Genomic DNA, 24,655 nt, shown 5'->3' on the forward strand with positions numbered 1-24,655 from the left:
TTACATCACAACAGGTTTGAGGTAAATCAATGATAGTACTTATTTAGTATACCACTTTCCTTGGTCAAGTCAACCCTAAAGTCTTGAAAATTTAAGATTTTTTTGAATTTCTTTTAAGGCTAAAATGATCCGGCACCGGATCAGGTCCTGTCTTTGACCAGGGGTGGCAACGTAAAATTCGAGCCAGCCCCATTAAGACCCCCTTAGCTCCGTGCTTTTGAATGGCCTCAATCATATAGTTGGAACAGCTCGGTTGAAAGCGGCAAGAGGGAGGAAAAAGGGGAGAAATCAATCTTTGATAGAGGCGAACCGGGGCAATCAATATTTTTTTAATCATTTTTTGGTGACAGCCAGGGTATGGAGCTGGCTGATTTCCTTTTTATTGAGCCGACGATATTGACCAGGTCTGAGACCAGTCAAGTCTAGGTTGCCAAAGCGGGTCCGCGATAGTTTATCAACCGAAAGTCCGACAGCCTCAAACATCTTTTTAACCTGATGATTTCGCCCCTCATGAATGGTTAGCTGGACGACCGAGCGGTTTTTGCTAGGGTCCAGTTTTAAAATTTCATAGACAGCTGGCTTGGTTTTCTTGCCATCAATCTCGATTCCCCGCGTTAAGGGACGGAGATTTTCCTTATTGGCTAGGCCCTTTAGGCGGGCTACATAGACCTTGTCTATTTCATTGCGGGGGTGAATCATCTCATCAGTAAAATCCCCGTCATTGGTCAAAATCAAGACTCCTGACGTATCCCAGTCTAAGCGACCAACAGGATAAATCCGCTCCTTAACCTGGGGCAGTAAATCGACAACGGTCTTGCGGCCCTTATCATCGGATACACTGGAGATGACCCCCCGCGGTTTATTGAGGAGGTAGTAGACCTTTTCTTCATTGTAGATGGGCTGACCCTCTATCTCAACCAAGTCTCCTGACTTGACACTGGTTGCCAGCTCTCGGACGACCTGTCCATTGATGGTTACCAAGCCCTGACGAATCAACTCTTCAGCCTTACGCCGACTGGCTACTCCTGCATGGGCGATATATTTATTTATTCTCATCTTGCTCTTCTTCCTCAATCCTTCTTTCCTTAAAGAGTTGGCTTTCTTCGGCCACCAGTTCACTTTCTTCCACCGCTGGCAACTCCTCTAAATGATTGATTCCCATATAATCCAGGAAATAATCGGTGGTCACATAGAGGTTGGGCCGACCCAAAACCTCTTTTTTCCCCGCCTCACAAACCAGTTCAAAGGCCTGCAATTTAGCCAGGGCGCCACTGGAGTTTACCCCGCGAATATCGTCAATTTCTACCCTAGTAATCGGCTGTTTATAGGCGATAATAGACAGGGTTTCCAGCGAGGCCCGAGACAGACTCTGGTTGATAGGAGCCTTGGAATAGGCCCTTAGGAGCTCGGCAAAGTCCTGCTTGGTGACCAGCTTATAGGTCCGGGCTGTCTCCAGTAGGGCCAGGCTAGAATCCTTGTCCTCTTGATACTTGTCGGCTAGTTTTTCTAAGCTCTGACTAACCCCGGTTACTGGCATGGACAAGAGCTCGGCTAGCTGGCCGAGACTTAAACCATCTTCTCCTGCCACAAAAAGCAGGGCTTCAATCTCTGATAATTTACTCATACTTTCTTCCTATTAGGTAAATCTCCCCAAAATTTTCTTCCTGAATGACCTGGACTTCCTGGACCTTGACCAGTTCCAAGGTTGCCAGAAAGAGGGTAATCACTTCATTCATATCCCTAGTCTCTGCAAAAATCGCTTGCAGGGCCAGGCGTTTCTGACCTCGACAACGCTCTTTGACTAACTCCATCATGTCCTCGATTTTGTACTCATCCTTGACAATGGTCGTATGAGTCTGACTAAATTCTTCCTGCTTTTTGGCCATGACCTTGGCAAAGGCCAGAAAGAGGTCAATCGTTGACTTGTCGTGAACTAGCTCAGCCTCCTCATAGACCAATTCCAACTTGGGCTTGGAATAGGACAGGGCCCTCACTTGATGCTGGTCTGCCATTTTCTCGCCCAAGACCTTGAACTTTCGATATTCCTCGATTTGCGAGAGCAAATCCTGCTCTAGGTCCTCGACTTGATCGAGCTCATCAGCCACCTTGGGTAGGAGCTTGCGGCTCTTAATCAGCATGAGCTGGCTTGCCATCACCATATATTCACCGGCCACTTCCAGACGCATGGCCTGCAAGGTCGCCACATAGGCCAGATATTGCTCGATAACCTCGGTAATCGGCACATCATAAATATCCATCTGGTACTTAGAAACCAGATGCAAGAGCAGGTCCAAGGGACCTTCAAAATCCTTAATCTTAATATCCATTATTTATACTTTTCCAAGGTGATGCTGGTCTTTAGGCCCAAATCACGCGCCAGCTGGGTCAAGTCAACCCCCTTTTGGCGTTGCCGCAAGATATACTGCTCTCTCAAGGACTGGGCCGATAATTGAGGTTGACCCTTTTCGGCCAGAAAGACAGAAAGTTGACGAAAACACCACTGGCGGGAGTAGGGGCTGCCCTTTCTTTCAAAGATATAGGTCGTCTCCTCTAAAAGGGGCTCAAGCTCTGTCAAAAGCTCCTTAGAAAGAGAGAGGACCCTTTTTTGTCCGGCCTTCTCCACCGATAAAATCTGGAAATCCAGACTAATATCTGCGGTCCTAATCTTTAAAATTTCACTGGGTAAAAGGCCCGTTTCCACAATCAAGAGGGCAATCAAGCGACCGGCTTGATTTGGACTCTCATCCCAAAAATCTTCCAAATCCAAGAGTTCCTGCTGCTCTTTTGTCGCAATATTGGACTTGGGTGACTTTAGACGATGAAAGTCAGCTAAGAGACCTTCCTGATAGAGATAGGCCAAAAATTGATTGACAGCTGATAATTTCCGCCTCTGAACGGAGACCTTGAGCGAGTCCAGCCAGGTCCGGTAGAGGCGGAGCCTTTGCTCATCAATTTCTTCAACCTGTAAGAGAAATTGCTCCAGGTCATACTGGTAGGCCTGACGAGAATTTCCTGCTAATTCTTTTTGATCTAAAAATTGCTGAATAACTTCTTTCATTTGGCTTTCATTTCGTATTGGTTGGTAAAATCATGTAAGAGGGAATTGATAACTTTCAAAATGGACTTTCTGGTAATAATCCCCATAAAGGTATTGCCTTCATCGACAACCGGTAAAAAAGAGGTGTCCACCAGTTGGTGGAGGACCTTGGTCAAGCTGTAATTGACTTCTAACTTGGGAACATCCTTTTTAGTCATATAGACAATATCCATGGACATAAATTCTTGGTCTGGCAAATCATGCTGCATCTGATAGGACAAAATATCCGTCAGAGAAATCGTCCCGACAAACTTCTTGTCTGCTGTTACTACCGGGACCCTCGAATAGGTCATCTGACTCAGCAAGAGGATGGCATGGTCCACATTATGACTATCAATCAACACTGCCAAATCAGCTGCGGGAGTCAAAAAAGTTTCTTCCTGCTCTAGGAGATAATCTTCAAATTCTTTAGCAATCATCTAGCAAACTCCTTTGATAGACCTGGATAGACTTGGTGCTTGCGGGTATAAAAGTCCACCTTAAAGGACTGGTCATCTATCTCAACCTTGGCATAGAGGCGCTCATTGATGGTCCCCCTAGGTTGGCTAATTGATCCTGGATTGACAAAGAGGGTATCCCCGCTCATCCAGGCATCTGGAATGTGTAGATGACCGTAGAGGCAGATATCTGCCCCTTCTTCCTGGGCCCAGAGGTCCAACTTCTGGAAGGAAAAATTGATATGAAAGAGATGACCATGAGCCTGGACAATCTTGGTCCCAGCTAGATTGGTCACCAAGCGCTCTGGATAGCCATCATAAAAGTCCATATTGCCAGCGACAACCTGAATACCAGACCAAACTGAGTCATCACTCGGTAATTCCGAGTCTCCATTATGAAAAATCGCATCTACTTTCCCTAAATAATAATTCTTAACTTCTTCAACAATTGCACGGTCGCCATGAGAATCACTCATGACTATAATAGTTTGTTTTGCCATGCTGGAAATACCTCCACTAATTTCTGCACTGCTTGAGCCCGATGCGACTGACTATTCTTCTCATCTAAAGTCAGCTCGGCTGACGTTTTTCCTGTCTCCCCTACTAAAAAGAGAGGGTCATAGCCAAAGCCGTTTTCTCCCTTGGGCTCATGCGCGATATAACCTGGCCAGTCGGCCTCAACCACCAAACTTTCCCTGCCTGGACTAGCCACCACTAGGGTTGTATGAAAGTGGGCCTTACGGTCCTTGACATCAAAAACCATAGCCAGCTCATGTAGGAGCTTGATATTGTTTTCCTGGTCGGTCGCATCAAGCCCTGCAAAGCGGGCCGACCAGACTCCCGGAAGCCCTCCTAAAATATCCACTTGAAGACCCGAATCATCAGCCAGGACCATCTTGCCTGTTAATTGGGCAATGGTTTCCGCCTTTAGGCGGGCATTTTCCTCAAAGGTCGTCCCCGTTTCTTCCACCTGGGGCAGGTCGGGATAGTCATGCAGACTCTCTACCTTTAGGCCAAATTTTTCAAAGATGGCCCGAAATTCCTTGGCCTTTCCCTGATTATGGGTCGCAATCAGGATACTGTCTCCCACTACTGACTTTTCTAAGGATTCTTGGGCAAAAAAGTCGGTTAATTTGACTCCCTGCTTATCCAGGAAAATCACCTTTTTCAGCTGGTCTTGATCCTCAATCAAGATTGTTCCCTGATGAGCGACTGCCTTGTAGTCTGTCCCCAGATTCTCATTGATGATATTGAGAACAAACTGCACCAGAGTCATGGCCGAGCTATATTTGATAAGGACCAGGTCAAAACTTTCCTGGCCGTCCTCTACTAGCTCTCGCAGCTGTCTTTCAAGCTGATTTGCAGATTCTTCAGGGACATCATTAAAATAAAAGCCTGCCCCAAAAGACGACCATTCGCCTATATACCAGTCATTTTCATCCCTGTATTCATAGATTTTACTTGTCATAATGTCACATGCTCCACATCTACCTGCCGATTGAGCCAAACCTTGGCAATGTCGGCAAAACTTTTGGCACTGGCAGTCGTATAGAAACGATGCCTCAATTCTTGCTTGTCCCGACTGCGGTTGATTTCAAAATAATTCAATAAAACGGAAATATCCCGGACACACTCCGCCCCGCTATCAATCAATTTGACCTGGGGCCCCATTACATTTTGAATAATCGGTTTAAGCAAGGGATAATGGGTACAACCCAAAATCAGAGTATCTACCTGCCCAGTCAAGGACTGCAAGGTTTCATAAACCACCTTCTTGGTCAAGCTAGAATTTAGCTGATTGGACTCAACCAAGGGGGCAAACTTGGGGCAGGCCAGACTAGTCACGTCCATTTCTGGCGAGAGGGCCTGAATTTTATGGCGGTAAATATCCGATTTGACCGTCATCGGTGTCCCAATCACACCAATCCGACCAGCCTCAGTCGACTTAATCGCCGCACTGGCTCCCGGTAAAATCACTCCCAAGACAGGAATATCTAACTTTTCCTTGATTTCCTCCCAGACAACAGCGGTTGCTGTATTGCAGGCGATAACAATCATCTTGACATTCTTGGTTAACAAAAAATCAACCAGCTGCCAGGTATAGGTTCTGATTTGCTGGGCTGGTCTCGGGCCGTAAGGCGCCCGAGCAGAGTCGCCGATATAAATGATTTCTTCATAGGGGAGTTGACGCATTAGCTCTCTGACTACCGTCAGGCCTCCCACTCCCGAGTCTAAAAAACCAATTGGTCGATTATCCATCTGCTGCTCTTTCTAACTTGAACTCCCCTTGCTAGCCGGATTTCCTTTTCAAAAAGAAGCAACTCCTTAAAAACAGGTCCTCCCTAGCTTTTCCCACTCAAAAAATAAGGCTGAGACACTTACGGCCCAGCCTCTCATTTCCAAATTATTTTTTCTTCGCCTTCTTCTTCGCATTTTTTTGCTGTTTATTGATTTGACGAACAACCTGCTGGACCTTGGCCTCACTTGGCTTTTGGCCCATAGAACTCATCATGGTCCGAACAACATCCTCATTCAGTGGCGGGTTCTTCTCCAGGTAGTCCTCCATCTGGCGACGGGCCAAGAACATCCCTGCAACCATTCCGCCAAGAAAGGCTGCCAAAATCAAAAAAATAGCTAACCATAGATTCATATCTAACTTTTTCTCCTCTTATTTTACATTCACTTTATTATATCAAATTTATGTTATTTTTCAAAATTAAAGCCATAGAGAGTGGCGAAATAATCTTCTGGCCTCTCTGCCCTACGAATCATCTGGGCCTCCCCATTTTCTTTCAGCAAAATCTCGCTGGAACGGAGCTTGGCATTATACTGGTAGCCCATTGAAAAACCATGAGCTCCCGCATCATGAATGACCAATGTATCACCAATATGATTTTTTGGTAATTCTCTTTGAATCGCAAATTTATCATTATTTTCACAGAGACTGCCGACCACATCCGCTACTTCAATCTCACCGTTTGGATTAGTCATATTGCTGATATGATGGTAGGAACCGTACATAGCTGGCCGCAGGAGATTGACCGCAGAGGCATCAACCCCGACATAAGTCCGATAGGTCTCCTTGCGGTGAGTAACCTTGGTTACCAAGAGACCATGAGGGGCCAGCATAAAGCGACCCAGCTCAGCAAAAATCTTGATCTGGCCCAGACCTGCTGGCTCTAAAACCTCTTCATAAACCTGCCGCACTCCCTCACCGATGAGGGCGATGTCATTGGGTTCTTCCTCCGGTCGATAATTGACCCCAATTCCACCCGAAAGATTGATAAAGTCCAAGTCAACCCCGGTCTCCTGGACAACCTCTACTGCCAGCTCAAACAACTGACGCGCCAGTTCGGGATAGTAGGCATTGCTGACGGTATTGGAAGCCAAGAGGGCATGAATCCCAAACTTTTTAACCCCCAGATCCTTTAAATCTTTAAAGGCCTGAATCAACTGCGCCTTGGTCATCCCGAACTTAGCGTCCTCTGGGTGGTCCATGATTTCTGTCCCCAGCTCAAAAGTCCCACCAGGATTGTAGCGACAGGAAATGGTCTCCGGAATACCCGCTACTTCCTGTAAAAAGGCGATGTCCTCATAGGCATCTAGGTTAATAATCGCTCCTAATTCTCTAGCATATTGAAACTCTTCAGCCGGAGTATTATTGGACGAAAACATGATATCAGAGCCTGCAAAGCCCAGCTTATGGCTCATCAAAAGCTCAACATAGCTAGCACAGTCCACACCGCAGCCTTCCTCTTGTAAAATCTTCAAAATCGTCGGATTTGGTGTCGCCTTGACTGCAAAATATTCCTTAAAGCCCTTATTCCAAGCAAAGGCTTGATTGACAGCCCGTGCCTTTTCTCTAATACCTTTTTCATCGTAAAGATGAAAGGGCGTTGGGAACTGCTCGGTGATTTGAGCTAACTTGTCAGGACTAATAAATGGTCTTTTCATGTTTTCTATCTCTTTCTTTTTGCTTGTTCCATTATAGCACAATTTTAGAAAGGCTGTCATATTCCATCTTGGCTCAGGAAGCTTGGCTTGAACGCTAGAAACAAAAGACCCCAGCCTTAGCCGGGGTCTCGGAGAGTCATTATAAAATTTAAAGAGCCTTTTTTAGTCGTTTCGACCAAAGAGACGCAAAAGACTTAGGAAAAGGTTGATAAAGTCTAGGTAGAGACTCAGAGCCATAGAAACAGCCCAACCATTGCTAGCCTGACCACCTGTTTGCTCATAAACCAGACGAATCTTTTGATTGTCCCAAGCAATCAAGCCTGAGAAAATCACTACGCCGATAATGCTAACAATGAAATCCATAGTGGAGCTACGCAAGAAAATATTGACCACGCCAGCAATAATCAAGCCGATTAAACCAGCCAGACAAGCCCGGCCGATACCAGACAGGTCTTTCTTGGTCACCTTGCCGATAAAGGCTAGGGCAAAGAACATGGCTGATGCAGTCACAAAGGCCGCTGTTACGTGAGATTGGGTGTAGAGGGCCAGGATAATACTTAGGGTAAAGCCATTGAGAGCCGAGTAAGCCAGAAAGACTGGTAGGGCTAGGGGGCTATTCTTGCTGGCCATACTTGAAGCGAAAAAGACTAGAATCAACTCCACCACAATGGCTGTATAGTAAATCCAGTTAGCATACATCAAGATTTGAACGATAGTTTGTTGAAAGACACTCAACATCAAGCCAGCAACCAAGGCTGAAATACCAACTCCCACTCCAACCAAGGAATAAATCTTGGCATAGAAGGCATTGATACCACTAGTTTCATGAATAGTCGTATTGTTCATAAGTTCTCTTCTCCTTTATGATAAAGATTTTGCCATTCTCTTAGAAAATGAGGATTAGGTTAGCTAATGGACTCCAGAAGCTAAGTAACTGGAAGTCCCCCTACCCTCTTTTCTTCGAGCAATAAAAACGATACTATGATTTTAACATTTTTCGGTGGAATTGTCTCCGTTTAACCCACTTCTTGCGCCAGGGGGCTGTTGCCTCCTTAACCGCCCAGTATTTATCAACCATGGTGACGATATAGGATTCCTTATAGCGAGGCGGTGCTAGAGTGGCGCCCCACATGTGCTTGATGATAATATCTTCTTCCAGCTTACTAAGCTCTGTCAGCTTACGGGCATTGCGCACAGCCAGTCTAGGATGGACCCAGGCATGGCTCTTTTTAAACTTGGTTTCCCGCCAGTCATAGTAAAACAAATCATGCAAGAGGGCTCCTCTTGCTGTACTCCGCGCATTCCAACCAAACTTTTTGGCAATCTTGTAGCTAGTATAGCTGACATTGATGGAATGCTCCAGGCGGTTGGAGTGAATATGATGGGGAATTTTTTCCAAACGTTTGAGACTAGGCTCTTCTAATAGGTGGCCGACATAGGCCATAAACTCTTGATCTTTTTGATAAGGCATCGCATTACCTCCTTATGCTTTCATTATAAGCAATTTCCCAAAAGCTAGCTTAAAGCAAAGATGAGGATGCCAGCAGCCACTGCTACATTGAGGCTCTCTGCCTGGCCCTTCATCGGTATGTGTACTAGCTGATTAGCCTCCTTAGCTACTAGCTGGCTAATCCCTTGGCCCTCATTGCCCATAACGAGGATAAAACTTTCTTTTTCTTTTATTTTTTGGTAAGGAATAGAATCTGCGGCCAGGGTACTAGCCAGAACCTCCAGTTGCTGCTCCCTAGCCAACTGGAGGAGTTCAAGGGTCTTTACCTGATAAATCGGCAGGTGGAAGTGACTGCCCTGCATGGAACGAAGGGTTTTGAGATTGTAGGGGTCAGCTGAATTTTCAGAGAGAAAAACGGCTGTCCACCCAGCCGCATCGGCTGTACGAATCATGGTCCCAACATTACCTGGATCTTGCACGTCCTCCAAAAAAAGATACCTACCCTGGACTTGCTGAGGTAAGGCCGCCTCTGGCAAGGCCAGCTCGGCCACCACTCCCTGGGGGGTCTTGCTCTTAGCCAAATCGGCTAGAATTTCTGGACTGACAAGAATGAGCTGGGGAAAGGCCTGCAAGCGCTCCTCATACTCCTTAAGGGCAAAGATGTGAAGAATCTCTGCTCCTGCCGCCACCGCCTCTTCAAACAAGTGCCAGCCTTCGATCAAATAAGAACTTTTCCGATATTTTTTCTGATGAAGTTTCTTGACTCTTTTGATAAGGGGATTGGCCTTTGAACTGATACTATTCATGCCTTTATTATACCACAGTTGCTAACAGCAAGCACGAAAAAGTCCTTGAAAAATGTTCAGAAAAAGTCCTCCTTAACTAACTCTGTCCTGATAGATTAGTTTCCTTTCTTAATTTCTAAAAACTTCTCTACTTTTCTCCTAAAAGTTCTTCTGGGAGAGGAAAGATTTTTTTACTCATGTTATAATAGGTTTAAAGAATTCTCTAAAGGAGGAGCCATGCAAAAGGTAAAAATGATTGCCCAAGGTCGGGTCCAAGGGGTCGGTTTTCGCTGGGGAGTCTTTTCCCTAGCCCAGGAAATCGGCGGAATCACTGGCCGGGTCTGGAACAAGGATGACGGAACTGTCGAAATTTTAGCAGAAGCCCAGGACTCTGCCTCAATGGCTAAGTTCATCCAGGAAATCAGAAAAGGCCCTACCCCCTTTTCTAAGGTGACCTATTTAGACGTCACCCTCAGCAATTTCAACTCCTATTCTGACTTTAAAATTTCAAATTAGGTCCCAAGAACTATTGTATAATTAGGAAAAAAACAGTAGAATAGAAAGGTATGTTAAAAGACATAAAGACCGAGGTGGTCTGAAAGCAAGTGATTGTCAGACCACCAGGAAAGGAATCTATTGTGAATAAATTAAATCGTATCTATGCTTCAGGCATCCTCTTATCCTGTCTTTTATTGCTCTCTGGCTGTGTCCAGATGAAAAATGGACAGCCAACTGGGGTTGTCTGGGATTTTCTAGGCAAGCCCATGTCGATGGCTATTGAATACTTTGCCAACAACCAGGGCCTAGGCTATGGGGTCGGCTTGATTATCGTAGTTATCATTGTTCGCCTCATCATCTTCCCTCTGGGAATTTACCAGTCTAAAAATGCCACCTACCACTCTGAAAAGCGGAATTTCCTCAGCCCCATCTTTACTCCAATCAATGAGCGGATGAAAAATGCTGAAACCCAGGAAGAAAAAATACTGGCCCAGCAGGAATTGCTCAATGCTCAAAGAGCCCATGGTGTCAGTATCATGGGAGGAATCGGCTGTCTGCCAATCCTGATTCAGATGCCCTTCTTCTCTGCTATCTATGTGGCTGCTGCCAATACTCCAGGGATTAAAGCTAGTGTCTTTTTGGGAATTGATCTTGGAAAACCAAGTCTCGTCTTGACTGCTATCGTAGCCCTACTCTACTTTATCCAAAGTAAAATGTCCATGTATGGTATGGACCAGGAACAGCAGGACCAGATGAAGAATATGATGTATATGACACCAATCATGATGGTCATGTTCACCCTTGGTGCCCAAGCCGGAGTGACCCTTTACTGGGTAGTCGGCGGTCTCTTCCAAATCCTCCAACAGCTAGTCATCAACTACTGGGTTCGCCCTAAGATGAAAGCCCGAGTGGCTGCTGAGTTTGAGGCTAACCCACCACAGTGGGACAAGTACAAGCCTAAAGCCACCAAGGATGTCACTCCTAAAAATGCTGGAGCCCTCAAGCAAGGCAAGCAAAATAAGAAAAAACGAAACGCTGGTAAGCAGAAGTCTCGTTAAGAAGAAAACAACCTAGGAAAAATCCTAGGTTGTTTTACTTTGTTAGTGTCACTAGAAGAGCAATCTGGCAAGCATTTTTACAAGAGGACTGTAAAATGAATCATGCCCTGCTTGTAGCTGACTGAGATTTTCCCCTTAAAGAGCTGGACTAGGCCTTGGGCCATGGAGAGGCCAATGCCATAGCCGCTTTGTTTTTGATTATTATGGGACTCTTCCTTGCGATAAAAGCGATCAAAAAAGCGATTGTAGTCAATGTTTTTCCCATCGGCATAGCTGTTAGAAATGGTTAAGCTGGCCTGCTTACTCCACTTTTTCTTACTTAAGCTAACCCGCACTTGGCCATTTGGATCGCAATACTTGCAGGCATTGTCCAGGAGAATACTGACTAGCTCATAGAGTTCATTTTCTGAGGCCTTGACCCTAATCCCCTCCTCAATCGATAGCTGGTAGCCTTGGCCGGCCTTTTCTGTGACCGACTTAAAGTTGCTAGCCACTTTTCTTACTAGGGCCGAAAAGTCTAGGTCAACTAGGCTAAGATCAGCCTGTTCTTCCAGGCGGGCCTGGCTAATCAGATGGTTAATCAAATCGCTCAGCCGTTTGACCTGCTCCTTGGTACTCTGGGTCCATTCATTCTCTCCCGTCATCAGCTCCTGCAATTCGGTATTGGCCGAAATAATGGCCAAAGGCGTTTTGAGTTCATGCCCCGCATTGGTAATGAAGCGCTTCTGCTTTTCATAGTTGTTGATATAGGGCCGAATGGCTTGGTTGGAAACAATCGAAACCACCATGATAAAGAAAATCAAACTGTAAACCGATAGCTGGATAGATAAGACCAGAAAGTCATTTCGTTCATCGATATAGTTGGTCGCATCCAAGATTACAACCAAGTAGGCCTTGGACTTGGCTAGGCGGGTGACTTGAAAGGTATAGAGCTGGCTGCCAATATTGAAACTGCCTTGCTTTCGTGGGTATAGGAGGGCCTCGCGGGCATACTTGATAGCTAATTCTTCCGAAATATTGGAAATATGGTCCAGCTTGACCTCCTGAATGGTCTCATCTTGGTTAAGCTGAACGCTAAAATAGCGATACTGGTTAATAGTATCAATAGATATCCGGTCATTCCCCAAAACTTCAGCCGTCTCTTTGACGCTGGGAAAATCACCATTATTGTCAGAAAGAATATTGAGGACGGCCTTGATTTCACCGTCCGTTTGGATAAAACGGGCCGAGTTGAGAACCCCGATAATGACGACTAGGACGCAGATAATGGCTGCCGAGGCAATCAGGATAAAACGAATCCGTAATTTATGAAGCATGCCAATCACCCGTCTTTTGGACTAGCTGAAAGCTACCATTTTCCTCACCTAAAATCTCAATATCTGCCTGAATGGCCTTGAGTTTCTGCCGCAGATAGGAAATGTAAATCCAGACAAAGCCCTCATCTACATCCTCCTCATCCGACCAGACATGACGAAAAAGCTCCCAGGTTGTCAATTCCTTGCCGTTATTTAACATCAAAAATTCCATCATTTTGGACTCTTTTCCCGCTAGGCGAATAGAGTTAGAACTAGCTAGCTCATGCTCGCCGACATTGAGACTGGTTTGACCTAGCTGTAAGAGATTGGGAGTAAAGGTGTCCAGACGGCGGGCCATGGACCTGAGACGAGCCAGGAGCTCCTTGAGGGAGAAGGGCTTGGTCAAGTAGTCATCTGCCCCCGCATCCAAGCCTGTCACCCGATCATCAACCTCCGACATAGCTGTCAGCATGATGATGTGGGTCCTATCCCCCGACTGACGAATTTCCTTCAAGGCTTCAATCCCAGTCTTTACGGGCATCATAATATCTAAAATCATCAAATCATAGGCTGATTTTTGGGCCAAATCCACCGCAGCCTGGCCATCAAAGACCGCATCCACTTCATAGCCCTCATGCTCCATGGCGGCTCTTAAAACTTTTGATAGTTGTTCTTCATCTTCTGCCAATAATACTTTCATAGTCTACTCACTTTCTTGAATGAGATTGCGAATGGTCTGCATGGTCAAATCACAAGAAGCCAATTCATCTGCACACCGCTTCAGCTCCCGCACAATTCTCTTACTATCCTTAATCTCTTGCTTATACTTCATCTGATGTTCCAGGCTAGCCCAGGAGTCCATAGCAATAGTCCGTAATTGGATTTCTACAAAATAGTGACCAGGCTTTTGGCCCCAACAGTCCTCGTAGGGAGTTTCTAGCTCCGCTATCAAGTGGTAGGAGCGATAACCATTGGGCTTGGCTGCTAGGATATAATCTTTCTCCGCAACAATCCGGCAGCCCTCTAGCTGACGAATGATTTCAATGGTTTGATAGATATCATCGATAAAGCCACAGACAATCCGAAGCCCGATCGCATCACGAACAGTCTTTAGGGCAGACTCTGGATGGGGTGCTAGATTTTTTCGCTGACACTTCTCCAGCATGCTAGCTTCGGTCTTAACTCGGGCATTGAAATGCTCAAATAATTTATGGCCCGTTTCTTGTTTGTGGGCCTGGTTGGCCTGCTGGATTCTTTGGCTAATGTCCTCTAAAATCAAGGGTAGATAGGGCGCGTAAGCCCCGTAAATTCCTTGCTCTTTCATGCTCGCACTCCTCGTTTTATTCCTGTTCTCATTATATCATATTTCCAAAAATCAGCCGCTTTCAGACCTGATTTTTACACTTCCTACCTTATAATCTTGAACTTAAACAAAACAAAAAAGAAAGTCTGACTAGCAAACTTTCTTTTTTCATTAGGCTGTTTTTTCAACCTTTAAAATCTTAACTTCATAGCTACCAACTGGTGTTTCAATGGTTGCTAGGTCTCCGGTTTTCTTACCAATCAAGGCTTGACCGATTGGGCTTTCGTTAGAAACCTTGCCAGCGAAAGCATCTGCTCCAGCTGAGCCTACAATGATATAAACCTCTGTATCACTTTCTCCGACCTCTTGAATAGTAACAGTCTTACCAATAGCTACTTCGTCCTTGGCCACAGCGTCACTATCGACAATTTCAGCATAGCGAATCTTGGTCTCTAGGCTGGAAATTTGCCCCTCAACAAAGGCTTGTTCATCCTTGGCTGCCTCATACTCACTGTTTTCAGACAGGTCCCCGTAAGAACGAGCAATCTTAATCCGCTCCACCACTTCTGGCCGACGGACTAATTTCAACTCCTCCAATTCCCTTTCCAATTTTTCCTTTTCTTCAATTGTCATCGGATATGTTTTTTCTGCCATTTTCCTTCTTCTTTCTTCTCTAAATTATCAATTATTTTTTAAAAACAAGAAAATTATGTGGATGAACCACATAATTTTAGTTAGAACCACCTGCTTGATTTAGCTTGCTATTGATATGTTCTTCAACATTTTTAGCATGTTCTTCATAGGTATTTGAATAGTAGACTGTCCCTGTTTCCGTATCTGCTAGGAAGTAGAGATAGTCGGTCTTATTCGGATTGACCACGGCCTCAATAGCAGATAGACTTGGACTATCTACCGGACCAGGCATCAGGCCAGTATTTTTGTAGACATTATAAGCAGAGTCAATCTCCGTATCGATCGCTGCATCTTCAGCCAGGGTCGTTTTTTGACCGAGCTTGCCTTGGGCATAGAGGATAGCGATGTTACTTTGGAGGGGCATGCCTTGGTTGAGGCGGTTATAAAAGACTCCTGCAATATCTTTGCGGTCTTGATCGGTTGAGCCTTCTTTTTCGACCAAGGAAGCCATGGTCAAGACATCATTTACAGTCAGATTTTTAGCTGAGAGGTCATCATAATATTTAGCCATACTATTATCCATGGCTGCAACCATCTCATCAATCAAGGACTCAACTGTCGTTTCCGGCGTGTAGTTATAGGTCGCTGGGAAGAGGTAACCTTCTAAGCGATACTTGACGCCACTTTCCTTGCTTGGGAGGCCGCTTAGCAGTCTTGGGTACTTGGCTACTAGCTGGCTGATGAAGTTCTCATCCTGGACCTTGGCTAGGAAGTCATCAGCACTAATGCTGACCTTCTTGCTCTTGGTCTCGCCGACAGTCTTTGCAATCTGCTCCAAGGTATAACCTTCTGGAATAGTCAGCTTGCCTAGACTTGGAGCTTGAGGTGTCTCTGTTCCACCCTTTTGGAGAGTTTTAGCAATCGTATCTAGGTCCATACTCTTTTGCAGGTTATAGTAACCTGATTGGAAGTTGGAATAGTTCTTGAATTTGCTGTAGAAGTTAAAGACTTGACTGCTCTTAATCAGGCCCTCTTTTTCAAGGATTCTACCAATTTCCTTGGCACTAGAACCTTGAGGGACTTCTACAGTCACATATTCTGTTGCCTTGCTATCGACCGCCTTAAGGGCATCGGTCACATAGTTATAGTAAAAGAGTCCCGTCACAGCTAGGCCTAGTAAGAGTAAGCTAAGAACAGTCCAAACAATCTTTTTAGCCACATTGTTTTGGCGTTTCTTTTGCTGGTCTTGAGCGACCCTTTTAGCCCTAGAAAACTTATCTGCTTCCTTGCTCGGTTTTTCTGGTCTTTCTTGACGGTAGGCCAACTTTTCCTCCTCGGGCTCCTCAATCGGGGAAATCTTTTCCGTCTTGTAAGAGACAGGCACCCGGGTTAACTGGCTATTAAATTCCTTATCCTCTTTCAGGTCATCTGCCAGAGGGACGGTTTCCTTAGCCAGAGGCTGAGTCCAATCGTCATCAGTTGAAGTAGCCTGCTGGCTAGCAGAAACTTCTTGGGAAAGAGAGGATGGAGTTTCTGGCTGAGCAGAATCTTCTGAAACGATATCTTCTGAGCGAAACTCGACATAAGCAGGCTCTTCTTTTGAAGCTGCCTCTTCTGCTGGTTTACTTGAAGAATCTAAAGTTTGACTAGCCAAGCCCTTAAGGTCACTAGCTACCTTGATTCCTTCATCTTCAAGGACGGATTCTTGATCCTCGGCCTCTTTTTTCGCTTGAGCCAAATCTCTTAAAATCTGCTCCTTGAAGCTAAGATTTTTTTCGTTTTCTTGTGAATTTTCAGTCAAAAATTTGACCTCCTTCTTCATAATCCCTAACATTATATCTTAAAACTTTGATAAATGCAATAAAATTAGGCTTTCTTTAGGGATATTATATTAAATTTTGATTACGAATGGTAATCTGGATTGTCCCAAACCAGGTCATACCAAACTTGGTTGGCATAAGTTGATTGGGATAAACCTTCATTGACAAAGCCCTGCTTTTCATAGTAGCCAATGAGATAATCATGACAAGTTAAATTGATTCCCTGCCTTTGGTCCTCAGTAGCCAGCTCTTTCATGGCTGCCAGTAATTTCTGGCCCAGCTTCATTCCTTGCGCCTCACGAGCAATAGAGAGACTGGTAATAGAAATGTAACCTCCCACCAGATGGGGATCATCTTGCAATCGGCTGGTAAAAGAGCGGTCTTCTAAATGGCGGCTGGCTGTCACTGGTCCTTCTAGATAGCCCAAGATTTTCCCATCCTTTTCAGCCACTAAAAAGCTAGTTTTGATGGTATCAATATGAGTTCCTAGCACTTCCTTGGCCATGGCTTCTTCTGGGCTAAAATTATCAAGCTCAATCGCATAGATGGCTTCTAAATCAGCCCTGCTTGCTGGTCTAATCTTCATCGTAAATTCTACTCACTCTTAATCACTTTTCTTCTTCAGAAAGATAGGGGTTGTCCCAAACCAAGTCATACCAGGTCGCACCGCCATGAAGCGACTGAGACAGGCCTTCATTGACAAAACCATTCATTTCATAGTAGGAAATGAGATAATCATGACAGGTCAGACTAATGCCCTGGCGCTCATTTTTGACAGCCAATTCTTTGAGGGCTGCCAAAAGTAGCGTGCCAAGCCCCTGGCCCTTATAGTCTGCTCTTACAGACAAGCTTTGAACAGCTATAAAACCAGCTGTTTCAGGATTTTCAACCACCTCTTCAAATAGGTCATCAGTCAAATGCCGCGCTTCAATAACGGGACCTACAATATAGCCTACTATCTGGTCGGAGAACTCAGCCACTAAAAAGGTATCGGCAATCTTCTCCAGCCGCTCCTTCATTGCTTGCGGGCTAGCCGCCTCCTCAACCGAGAAATTTTCTTGCTCGATGAGGATGATTTCTTCCAGGTCCCTAGGGCTAGCAAAACGAATCTTGATTTGATTTTCCATGTTATTGAACATTGCTAGTCAGATTAGACAAGAGGCGCTCAAAAGAGTATTCATAGGTTTGAATATCTCCAGCTCCCATAAAGACATAGACTGCATTTTCATGGTCTAGGAGGGGGGAAACATTGTCCACAGTAATCACATCAGCCTTCTTGACAATCTTGGCTGCCAGGTCTTCCACCTTGACATCGCCATTATCCACTTCACGCGCTGAACCATAGATTTGCGCCAGGTAGACTGCATCCGCTTGATTGAGGGCTTCTGCAAATTCATCTAAAAGGGCGATGGTCCGAGTAAAGGTATGGGGTTGGAAAATGGCTACAATTTCCTTGCTTGGATATTTTTGACGAGCGGCATCCAGAGTGGCGATAATTTCTGTTGGATGGTGAGCAAAGTCATCAATAATCACTGTCCCATCAATAATTTTCTCTGTAAAACGTCTCTTAACTCCAGCAAAGGTTTTTAGGTGCTGGGCTACCAAGTTCAAATCAAAACCAGCAGTATAAAGGAGACCAATCACTGCCGTAGCATTCATGATATTGTGGCGACCAAAGCTAGGAATTTGAAACTCTCCTAGCTCTTCTCCTCGGAAAGAAACCTTAAAGCTAGAGCCAGTTGTCGAACGCAGGAGATCATGAGCCACAAAGTCATTGCCTTCAGAAAAACCATAATAGTAAATCGGAGCCTCAGCAGTCAGGCGACGTAATTGCTCGTCTTCTCCATAGATAAAAAGGCCCTTACCAATCTGCTTGGCATAGTCATTAAAGGCATTAAAGACATCCTCTAGGCTAGTGAAATAGTCTGGGTGGTCAAAGTCAATATTAGTAATAATAGAATACTCTGGGTGGTAGGGCATAAAGTGACGTTCGTACTCGTCAGATTCAAAGACAAAATACTTGGCCCCAGCTGAACCCCGACCTGTTCCATCTCCAATCAGATAGCTCGTATCGGTAATATTAGAAAGAACATGGGCCAAAATCCCGGTCGTAGAGGTTTTCCCATGAGCACCAGCCACACCTAGACTGACAAAGTCCCGCATAAAGCTACCTAGAAATTCATGGTAACGACGATAGGGGATTCCCTCTTTTTCTGCATAGGCGATTTCTTCATTATTATCTGGACGAAAGGCATTGCCGGCAATAATTTCATAATCTGCCTCAATATTTTTAGGATCAAAAGAGAAGATTGAAATACCCGCCTGTTCCAGACCACGTTGCGTGAAGTAATATTTGTCCACATCACTCCCCTGAACCTTGTGGCCCATTTGGTGCAACATTAAAGCTAAAGCACTCATCCCAGAGCCTTTAATCCCGATAAAATGATAAGTTTTGGTCATGATTCCTCCATAAGATACAAAGGGCGTATAAAAAGCGACTGAAAATTAGGAAATCTGACGAAGAAGCTCCCTGCTTCTAGGAAGATTTATCTATTTTCCGAGCTTTTAGCCCGTGTTCAATTAAATAAGATACGAGCCCGTTAAGAAAACGAAGAAAAAATAGGAAATACGACGACGGAGCCCCAGCTCCTAGGAGTATTTATCTTTTTTTCAAAGTTTTTAGGGCGAGTTCAGTTAAATAAGATACGAGCCCGTTAAGAAAACGAAGAAAAAATAGGAAATACGACGACGGAGCCCCAGCTCCTAGGAGTATTTATCTTTTTTTCAAAGTTTTTAGGGCGAGTTCAGTTAAATAAGATACGAGCCCGTTAAGAAAACGAAGAAAAAATAGGAAATACGACGACGGAGCTTTAGCTCCTAGAAGTATTTATCTTTTTTTCAAAGTTTTTAGGGCGTGTTCAATTTCATAAGATACGAGGGCGTTAGCAGACGCAAGCAGTATCGGGAGGTGAACCTCCTCGCTACTGAACGAAAATTCCTAGGAGAATTTTCTATGCGCTGCATTAGCTCGAATTTCAAAAATTATCGTTTTGAAATTCTCACGTCAAAAAGCGACTGAAAATTAGGCGGCCGAACTTGCAGCTTTTTAGTTTCTAGGCTAGCCTTCAAACAGTCCACTGGACTGTTTGAAACCTCCACAAGGACAACTAGCTTGGAGGTAAGCTCAAGCGCTACCTCCAAGCAGATGTCTACTGCGTCTGGAGTTCATTACTAGTCCATTTGCGTTTTTTTTCAAAGCTTTTAGCCCGTGTTCAGTTAAATAAGATATGAGCCCACCCGCAAACTGCCTTGTGCTGCGAAATGGGAAAAGCTAGCAAGGCGCTCTATTGAAAGTCCTTGCTTTACTATACCTAGGCCTGCTTTTTATCTTATTTATTTAAGCATAAGTCTTAATAGTTTCTTTTCAAATAGTTGTCAGAGTTTTAATCGCTAAGCCGAGTCAGGTTTAGTTCCTGAGCGATGCTTCTTTCTCTTTGGCTCTGAATTTCTTTTTTATTGTAAATTTGACTGGTCCTTAGGAAGTCATAGTTATTCTTTTTGACTTTAGGGGCCTGGGCTTGCTCCTCTTCCTTAGGACGATAGTCCGGCTTCAAATCGGCCAGAATATAGTCTTCTTGCCGTAATTTCTTGCTAAATTTAGCAAATTCACCCGCCTGCTCCTTTTGAAAGAAGGCTGTCGGCTGACTCTCCTTGTTGGCTCCTTTGAGTTTGAGGGGGGCCTTGAGCTTATGGCTATGTGCCTTGATTGGCACATCACTGGTCAGATAAGAAGCTGACCGCTTTTTCTTCAAATCGGCCCTCGCTTCTTCTCTTGCCAACTCAGAATAGCTCTTTTGCTCCCGCTTAGCTAAAGAAGGGGCTTGCTTGCCCTCTACTTGCTGAAGGTGAGGCTGAGCAATGGGTTCCCACTCTAAGTAGTTTCGATCCTGATAGTCTCCTTTGATATTGCTAATCAAATCCAATTCATCATAAAGATTCATCTGAGGCATATCGCTTAACATGGCTTCTCCATCAGAAACCAGAGGAAATTTATTCTCAGTCATACTTTTTTCCTTTCAACAATTCATTATAACCTATTCAGCTCAATTTTCAAGGGCTTCCGGCGAAATTCCTAAAATTTCTCGGATTTCAGCCAGGCTTAGACTAGAGCGAGACTGGCTTCCGTCTAATATGGTTGAGACCAAATTTTTCTTGGACTCTTGCAACTGCTGAATTTTTTCTTCAATAGTCCCCCTGGTAATCAGGCGGTAGACTTCCACATTTCTTTCCTGGCCCATTCGATGGGCCCGACCAATAGCCTGGGCTTCAACGGCTGGATTCCACCAAAGGTCGACCAGGATAACGGTATCGGCACCGGTCAGATTTAAACCGACACCACCAGCCTTGAGGGAGATAAGAAAGGCCTCTCTGTCCCCTTCATTAAAGGCCTGGGTCATTGCCTGCCTTTCCTTGGCTGGTGTTGAGCCAGTAATTTTAAAGGAACTTAGTTGATGCTTCTCTAGCTCGCTCTCAATCACATCTAACATCCCCCGAAATTGAGAGAAAATCAGAACCCGATGCTTGCCAGCCTTGATTTGCTCCAGAAGTTCGATTAGGCTTTCGAGCTTGCCACTCTCCCCTTGGTAATCTTCCATAAAGAGGGCCGGTGTATCACAAATCTGCCTCAAGCGCATCAGCCCAGAGAGAATTTCAATCTTGCTGCGATTTAATTCCTCCTCGCTGGCCCCCATTACCCGCTCCTGCATCTGCTTAAGCTGGGCCAAATAGATGGCCTTTTGGCTATCGGCTAGTTCATTCTTATAAGATATCTCAATCAAGTCAGGTAATTCCTGCAGGACTTCCTCTTTTTTGCGTCGCAGGACAAAGGGCTTGATGTAGCGAGCCACTAGCTCGGCTGGCATTTTCAAAAACTCCTTTTTAGCTGGCAGAAGACCTGGTAAAATGATTTGGAAGATAGACCAAAGCTCTCCTAAATGATTTTCAATTGGTGTTCCAGACAGGGCAAAAGTATGCTTGACCTCAAAAGAGCGTAAATGCTGGGCAATCTTGGTCTGATCATTCTTCATGACCTGGGCTTCATCCAGTATCAGGTAGTCAAAACTTAGTTTTCGATACTCTTCCTGGTCCTGCCGAAAGGAGTTATAGCTAGTAATATAGATTTGATGCTCCTCAGCAATTAGCTCGTCTCGTCTGGATTTAAGGCCATAGATAACCGCCAAATCCAGCTGGGGAGCAAACTTAGTAAACTCATCGCTCCAGTTGTAAATCAAACTGGAAGGAGCCAAAATCAGGACCTTTTTCTGCTCTGTCAAGCGACTAGAGAGAAAGGCAATGGTCTGCAAGGTCTTACCCAGTCCCATATCATCGGCTAAAATTCCACCAAAGTGATAGTGGTCCAGCATGGCCAACCAGCGGACCCCTCTTTCCTGATAGTCCCGCAATTCAGCTTGAATGGCTAAGTCAGGCAAGGGGAAGCTAGCTGGATGGGACAAATCCTGGGCTAACTGGCGGAAGTTTTGTGAAAAGCTAACCTGCTCTTGCTCTTCAAACAAATCCAATAATTGATAGGCCAGCAAGGGGCTACTTTCTAAGATTCCGCCTGATTTTTGACTGGCCCTTAAATTTTTAAGAGTTTGACTAATTTTTTTGCTATCCTCATCAAAAACCAAGAGTTGGCCGGCCTGACTAACATAGTAATCCTGGGCCTCAAATAAGGCTGTCAAGGCCTGATTGACCTCGGTCTCTTCAATTCCTGCAAAGTCAAAGCCAATCTCCAAGAAACCTCCCTTGTTTTCAATGGCAATGCTTGGTCTAGCCAGCTGATAGAGATCTTCAAGGTCCGAAGAAAGCTCCACCTGTCCAAGCTCCCTAAAACGCTTTAGGCTATCTTCAAAGAAGGAATAAAGTTCTGACCGCTTTAAGGCTGGCCGATGACTATGAAAATCGGCTGTAAAACCAGTAGCCAGCAGGGTCTGAAAGACCAACTGCTCCTTTTCAAAATTACTAGCAAAAGGAAGCTGGGCCAGCTCTGCTCGACTAGTAACTAGGCTCTGATTAGGATAGCTAAAGCTAAGGTCCACCGACAAGTCTCCATTACTGGCTAGTCCAAAGCTAAAGTCTACTTGAAAATCCTGAATTTCCAAGCTCTTTGGTGCTTGAACGGGGCCTAACTTTTTAAACTCTAATAGGCTGGCGGCCAGTTTATCCTGGTCGGAAATTTCAAATTGCAGGCGTTTTTTTCGATCCTGCTCCAAGGGAAGGGAACGCAGGGCCCCAAGTATCCGTTTTTGCTGATAGGAGAGTTGGTAGAAGATGCCTCCGTGAAAGATAAAGTCTTCCTGCTCCAAGAGTTTATATGTTTTCTCATGGATAGTTAGCTCAAAATAGCCTCCCTGCTCGGTCACCTCAAAATAATAGAGCTCTGCTTCTGGAACCAAATCCTGGAAAAAGACCTGCTGATAATGATAAACACTGTATTCTAGATGAAAGGCTTCTAAACCCTGTAAGAGGTCTAAGCCCTCTTCTAGTAAGGCCGTTGAAAAATAAAGATGGCGGCCAGAATTGGGAAAAAGAAAGGCTGAATCCTGCTCCATCCGGTTAGACAGCAAGGCTTGCAGAAAAGTCAGCAAGGCCTGACTGGCCTCATCAAAGGCTTGGAAGTCCAGACTTTCATAGTAGCTCTTGCCAATCTGATAGCGGCCTCCCTTGGTTAGAACCTGAAGGAGGGCTCTGATATCTCGCACAACATAGGAACGCTCATCTGGCCAACGACGGATTCTCAAGGTCCATAAAAATTGGCCTGTATAGGAGTCCTCACTTCCTTGGGCACTGAGATAGTAAAGAGCTTGCTCAGGCTTATCAGGAAGAATCTGGTCTAAAAAGAGGTTGCCAAAGGAAACCCTGATTTGCCTTTCTTGCTGATTGTCCTCAACAGCCTGCAAGTCAGCCCATAGCTCCTGACCTTTTTTATCCTGCTTTAGGTAATATTCTAGGGCTGCTAGGTGGCTACAATATTTCTTTTTATGAAAGAGGTCACAGGCACAAAAGATAGCCTCATCTTCCAAGCTATAACGGAGATGATGCTCCTCAATTCGACTATAAATCAGACCTTTTTTCACCTCTAAAATCTCGACCTTACCAGCTTCATAAAGATCTCTGCCAGCCGCACGAATTTTCCCAGGAATAAGTTTTGCCATAATACCACCTTCACATTATCTCTTTATTATAACATAATTTTAAGGCGGAGGCAGAAGCAAAAAGCAGGAGTTGACCTGGGGTCAAATTCCTGCTTCTGTTCTTTTTAAGCATCAAATTCATAGAGGGCGGTAGAAAGGTAGCGCTCCCCATTATCAGGTGCCAGGGCCAAGACTTTCTTACCTGCTCCCAGCTTTTTCGCTACTTCAATGGCTGCAAAGATTGCTGCGGCAGACGAAATCCCAACCAAGAAACCTTCCTTGCCTCCCAAGGCGCGACCTAGCTCTAAAGCCTGATCGGACCGGACACGAACAATCCCATCATAGGCCTGGGTATCCAGAGTTTCTGGGATAAAGCCCGCAGATAAGCCCTGAATCTTATGAGGACCAGGCTTGTCACCAGAAAGAATGGCTGACTCATCTGCCTCCACGGCAAAAATTTGAACCTCTGGATGAACCTTTTTAAGGGCATGTGAAACTCCAGAAATGGTTCCACCGGTACCAACTCCTCCAACAAAGGCGTCTAATCCATCTTCACCAAAGGCTGCAATAATTTCAGCTCCTGTTGTTCTTTCGTGAACTTCTGGATTAGCCGGATTGTTGAATTGGAGGGGCAACCAACCCTGGCGCTCTGCGGCAATTTCCTGGGCCTTGGCAATGGCCCCCTTCATTCCTTCACTACCTGGTGTGAGGACCAATTCAGCCCCGTAGGCCTGGATAATCTTTCTACGCTCTACACTCATGGTTTCTGGCATGACAATAACTACCTTATAGCCCTTGGCTGCTCCTACCCAGGACAGACCAATCCCAGTATTCCCACTGGTAGCCTCTACGATGGTGTCTCCTGCTTTAAGTAGGCCATCTCTTTCGGCCGCCTCAATCATACTCAGGGCAATCCGGTCCTTGACAGAGGAACCTGGGTTAAAAGCTTCTAATTTCACATAGACATCTGCTGCCCCCTCAGGAACAATCTGGTTTAATTTTACAATTGGGGTTTGACCAATTAACTGACTAATATTTTGATAAACTTGTGTCATAGTATCTTACCTCAAAATCTTGATAATAACAGTATAAGTCCCCTAGGACCTTTTGTAAAATATAAAAAAACTAT

The 24,655-nt window shown here is 45.0% G+C and carries 27 protein-coding genes; 2 read left to right on the plus strand and 25 right to left on the minus strand.

Features of this window, described 5'->3' with window-relative positions:
- Positions 1-91: 91 nt before the first annotated feature.
- The 14 genes from yidD to C4K46_RS05625 all read right to left on the minus strand — a co-directional run bounded on the left by yidD (position 92) and on the right by C4K46_RS05625 (position 9,744).
- Positions 92-334, minus strand: coding sequence for a membrane protein insertion efficiency factor YidD (gene yidD, locus C4K46_RS05560; RefSeq protein WP_420853778.1), 243 nt, complete (start codon positions 332-334; stop codon positions 92-94).
- A complete protein-coding gene (locus tag C4K46_RS05565; RefSeq protein WP_209627902.1) occupies positions 334-1,056 on the minus strand; it encodes a pseudouridine synthase in 723 nt (240 codons plus the stop codon). Before C4K46_RS05565 ends, yidD begins: the two co-directional genes overlap by 1 nt.
- Complete coding sequence (gene scpB, locus C4K46_RS05570) at positions 1,043-1,624, minus strand: SMC-Scp complex subunit ScpB (protein ID WP_209627903.1); 582 nt, start codon at positions 1,622-1,624, stop codon at positions 1,043-1,045. Before scpB ends, C4K46_RS05565 begins: the two co-directional genes overlap by 14 nt.
- Complete coding sequence (locus C4K46_RS05575) at positions 1,617-2,327, minus strand: segregation/condensation protein A (RefSeq protein ID WP_209627904.1); 711 nt, start codon at positions 2,325-2,327, stop codon at positions 1,617-1,619. The genes scpB and C4K46_RS05575 overlap by 8 nt, the downstream gene beginning before the upstream one ends.
- Positions 2,327-3,058 carry a site-specific tyrosine recombinase XerD gene (xerD, locus tag C4K46_RS05580; RefSeq protein WP_209627905.1) on the minus strand — a complete coding sequence of 244 codons (732 nt, stop codon included), beginning with the start codon at positions 3,056-3,058 and terminating at the stop codon, positions 2,327-2,329. Before xerD ends, C4K46_RS05575 begins: the two co-directional genes overlap by 1 nt.
- Positions 3,055-3,516, minus strand: coding sequence for a cyclic-di-AMP-binding protein CbpB (gene cbpB, locus C4K46_RS05585; RefSeq protein ID WP_209627906.1), 462 nt, complete (start codon positions 3,514-3,516; stop codon positions 3,055-3,057). The genes xerD and cbpB overlap by 4 nt, the downstream gene beginning before the upstream one ends.
- Positions 3,513-4,034 carry a metallophosphoesterase gene (locus C4K46_RS05590; protein ID WP_209627907.1) on the minus strand — a complete coding sequence of 174 codons (522 nt, stop codon included), beginning with the start codon at positions 4,032-4,034 and terminating at the stop codon, positions 3,513-3,515. Before C4K46_RS05590 ends, cbpB begins: the two co-directional genes overlap by 4 nt.
- Positions 4,013-5,002: a nucleoside-triphosphate diphosphatase gene (locus C4K46_RS05595; RefSeq protein ID WP_209627908.1), complete on the minus strand. Its 990-nt coding sequence runs from the start codon at positions 5,000-5,002 to the stop codon at positions 4,013-4,015. Before C4K46_RS05595 ends, C4K46_RS05590 begins: the two co-directional genes overlap by 22 nt.
- Complete coding sequence (gene racE, locus C4K46_RS05600; protein ID WP_209627909.1) at positions 4,999-5,793, minus strand: glutamate racemase; 795 nt, start codon at positions 5,791-5,793, stop codon at positions 4,999-5,001. Before racE ends, C4K46_RS05595 begins: the two co-directional genes overlap by 4 nt.
- A gap of 145 nt (positions 5,794-5,938) precedes the next feature.
- A complete protein-coding gene (locus tag C4K46_RS05605; protein WP_209627910.1) occupies positions 5,939-6,184 on the minus strand; it encodes a YneF family protein in 246 nt (81 codons plus the stop codon).
- A 53-nt stretch (positions 6,185-6,237) separates the two neighbouring features.
- Positions 6,238-7,488 (minus strand): diaminopimelate decarboxylase, encoded by a 1,251-nt coding sequence (locus C4K46_RS05610; RefSeq protein WP_209627911.1) that lies wholly within the window; start codon positions 7,486-7,488, stop codon positions 6,238-6,240.
- Between the two features lie 162 nt (positions 7,489-7,650).
- The gene (locus C4K46_RS05615; protein ID WP_209627912.1) at positions 7,651-8,334 is read right to left on the minus strand and encodes a Bax inhibitor-1/YccA family protein; all 684 of its coding nucleotides are present in this window, start codon (positions 8,332-8,334) and stop codon (positions 7,651-7,653) included.
- A 133-nt stretch (positions 8,335-8,467) separates the two neighbouring features.
- Positions 8,468-8,959: an HDIG domain-containing metalloprotein gene (locus C4K46_RS05620; protein WP_209627913.1), complete on the minus strand. Its 492-nt coding sequence runs from the start codon at positions 8,957-8,959 to the stop codon at positions 8,468-8,470.
- A 44-nt stretch (positions 8,960-9,003) separates the two neighbouring features.
- Positions 9,004-9,744 (minus strand): TrmH family RNA methyltransferase, encoded by a 741-nt coding sequence (locus tag C4K46_RS05625; protein ID WP_209627914.1) that lies wholly within the window; start codon positions 9,742-9,744, stop codon positions 9,004-9,006.
- 216 nt (positions 9,745-9,960) lie between these two features.
- Between C4K46_RS05625 and C4K46_RS05630 the strand changes: the two genes are divergently transcribed.
- A complete protein-coding gene (locus C4K46_RS05630; protein ID WP_209627915.1) occupies positions 9,961-10,239 on the plus strand; it encodes an acylphosphatase in 279 nt (92 codons plus the stop codon).
- A gap of 122 nt (positions 10,240-10,361) precedes the next feature.
- Positions 10,362-11,279 (plus strand): membrane protein insertase YidC, encoded by a 918-nt coding sequence (gene yidC, locus C4K46_RS05635; RefSeq protein ID WP_209627916.1) that lies wholly within the window; start codon positions 10,362-10,364, stop codon positions 11,277-11,279.
- A 77-nt stretch (positions 11,280-11,356) separates the two neighbouring features.
- Here yidC and C4K46_RS05640 read toward each other — a convergent pair whose 3' ends face one another.
- The 11 genes from C4K46_RS05640 to cysK all read right to left on the minus strand — a co-directional run bounded on the left by C4K46_RS05640 (position 11,357) and on the right by cysK (position 24,581).
- Positions 11,357-12,595 carry a sensor histidine kinase gene (locus tag C4K46_RS05640; RefSeq protein WP_209627917.1) on the minus strand — a complete coding sequence of 413 codons (1,239 nt, stop codon included), beginning with the start codon at positions 12,593-12,595 and terminating at the stop codon, positions 11,357-11,359.
- On the minus strand, positions 12,585-13,274 hold the full coding sequence (locus tag C4K46_RS05645) for a response regulator transcription factor (protein WP_209627918.1): 690 nt from the start codon (positions 13,272-13,274) through the stop codon (positions 12,585-12,587). Before C4K46_RS05645 ends, C4K46_RS05640 begins: the two co-directional genes overlap by 11 nt.
- A gap of 3 nt (positions 13,275-13,277) precedes the next feature.
- A complete protein-coding gene (locus C4K46_RS05650; protein ID WP_209627919.1) occupies positions 13,278-13,898 on the minus strand; it encodes a GTP pyrophosphokinase in 621 nt (206 codons plus the stop codon).
- A 150-nt stretch (positions 13,899-14,048) separates the two neighbouring features.
- Entirely contained in the window at positions 14,049-14,531 is a 483-nt protein-coding gene (gene greA, locus C4K46_RS05655; RefSeq protein ID WP_209627920.1) for a transcription elongation factor GreA, read from the minus strand.
- A gap of 76 nt (positions 14,532-14,607) precedes the next feature.
- On the minus strand, positions 14,608-16,311 hold the full coding sequence (gene mltG, locus C4K46_RS05660) for an endolytic transglycosylase MltG (protein ID WP_209627921.1): 1,704 nt from the start codon (positions 16,309-16,311) through the stop codon (positions 14,608-14,610).
- A 101-nt stretch (positions 16,312-16,412) separates the two neighbouring features.
- Positions 16,413-16,916: a GNAT family N-acetyltransferase gene (locus C4K46_RS05665; protein ID WP_209627922.1), complete on the minus strand. Its 504-nt coding sequence runs from the start codon at positions 16,914-16,916 to the stop codon at positions 16,413-16,415.
- A 22-nt stretch (positions 16,917-16,938) separates the two neighbouring features.
- Entirely contained in the window at positions 16,939-17,445 is a 507-nt protein-coding gene (locus C4K46_RS05670; protein WP_420853779.1) for a GNAT family N-acetyltransferase, read from the minus strand.
- Between the two features lie 13 nt (positions 17,446-17,458).
- Positions 17,459-18,790 carry a UDP-N-acetylmuramate--L-alanine ligase gene (murC, locus tag C4K46_RS05675; protein WP_209627924.1) on the minus strand — a complete coding sequence of 444 codons (1,332 nt, stop codon included), beginning with the start codon at positions 18,788-18,790 and terminating at the stop codon, positions 17,459-17,461.
- A 983-nt stretch (positions 18,791-19,773) separates the two neighbouring features.
- On the minus strand, positions 19,774-20,394 hold the full coding sequence (zapJ, locus tag C4K46_RS05680) for a divisome accessory protein ZapJ (RefSeq protein ID WP_209627925.1): 621 nt from the start codon (positions 20,392-20,394) through the stop codon (positions 19,774-19,776).
- A gap of 39 nt (positions 20,395-20,433) precedes the next feature.
- The gene (locus C4K46_RS05685) at positions 20,434-23,547 is read right to left on the minus strand and encodes a pilus expression-regulating Snf2 family helicase (protein ID WP_209627926.1); all 3,114 of its coding nucleotides are present in this window, start codon (positions 23,545-23,547) and stop codon (positions 20,434-20,436) included.
- A gap of 104 nt (positions 23,548-23,651) precedes the next feature.
- The gene (gene cysK, locus C4K46_RS05690; RefSeq protein WP_209627927.1) at positions 23,652-24,581 is read right to left on the minus strand and encodes a cysteine synthase A; all 930 of its coding nucleotides are present in this window, start codon (positions 24,579-24,581) and stop codon (positions 23,652-23,654) included.
- Positions 24,582-24,655: the final 74 nt, after the last annotated feature.

The sequence above is a fragment of the Streptococcus oricebi genome (genome assembly GCF_017883985.1).
Lineage (GTDB): Bacteria > Bacillota > Bacilli > Lactobacillales > Streptococcaceae > Streptococcus > Streptococcus oricebi.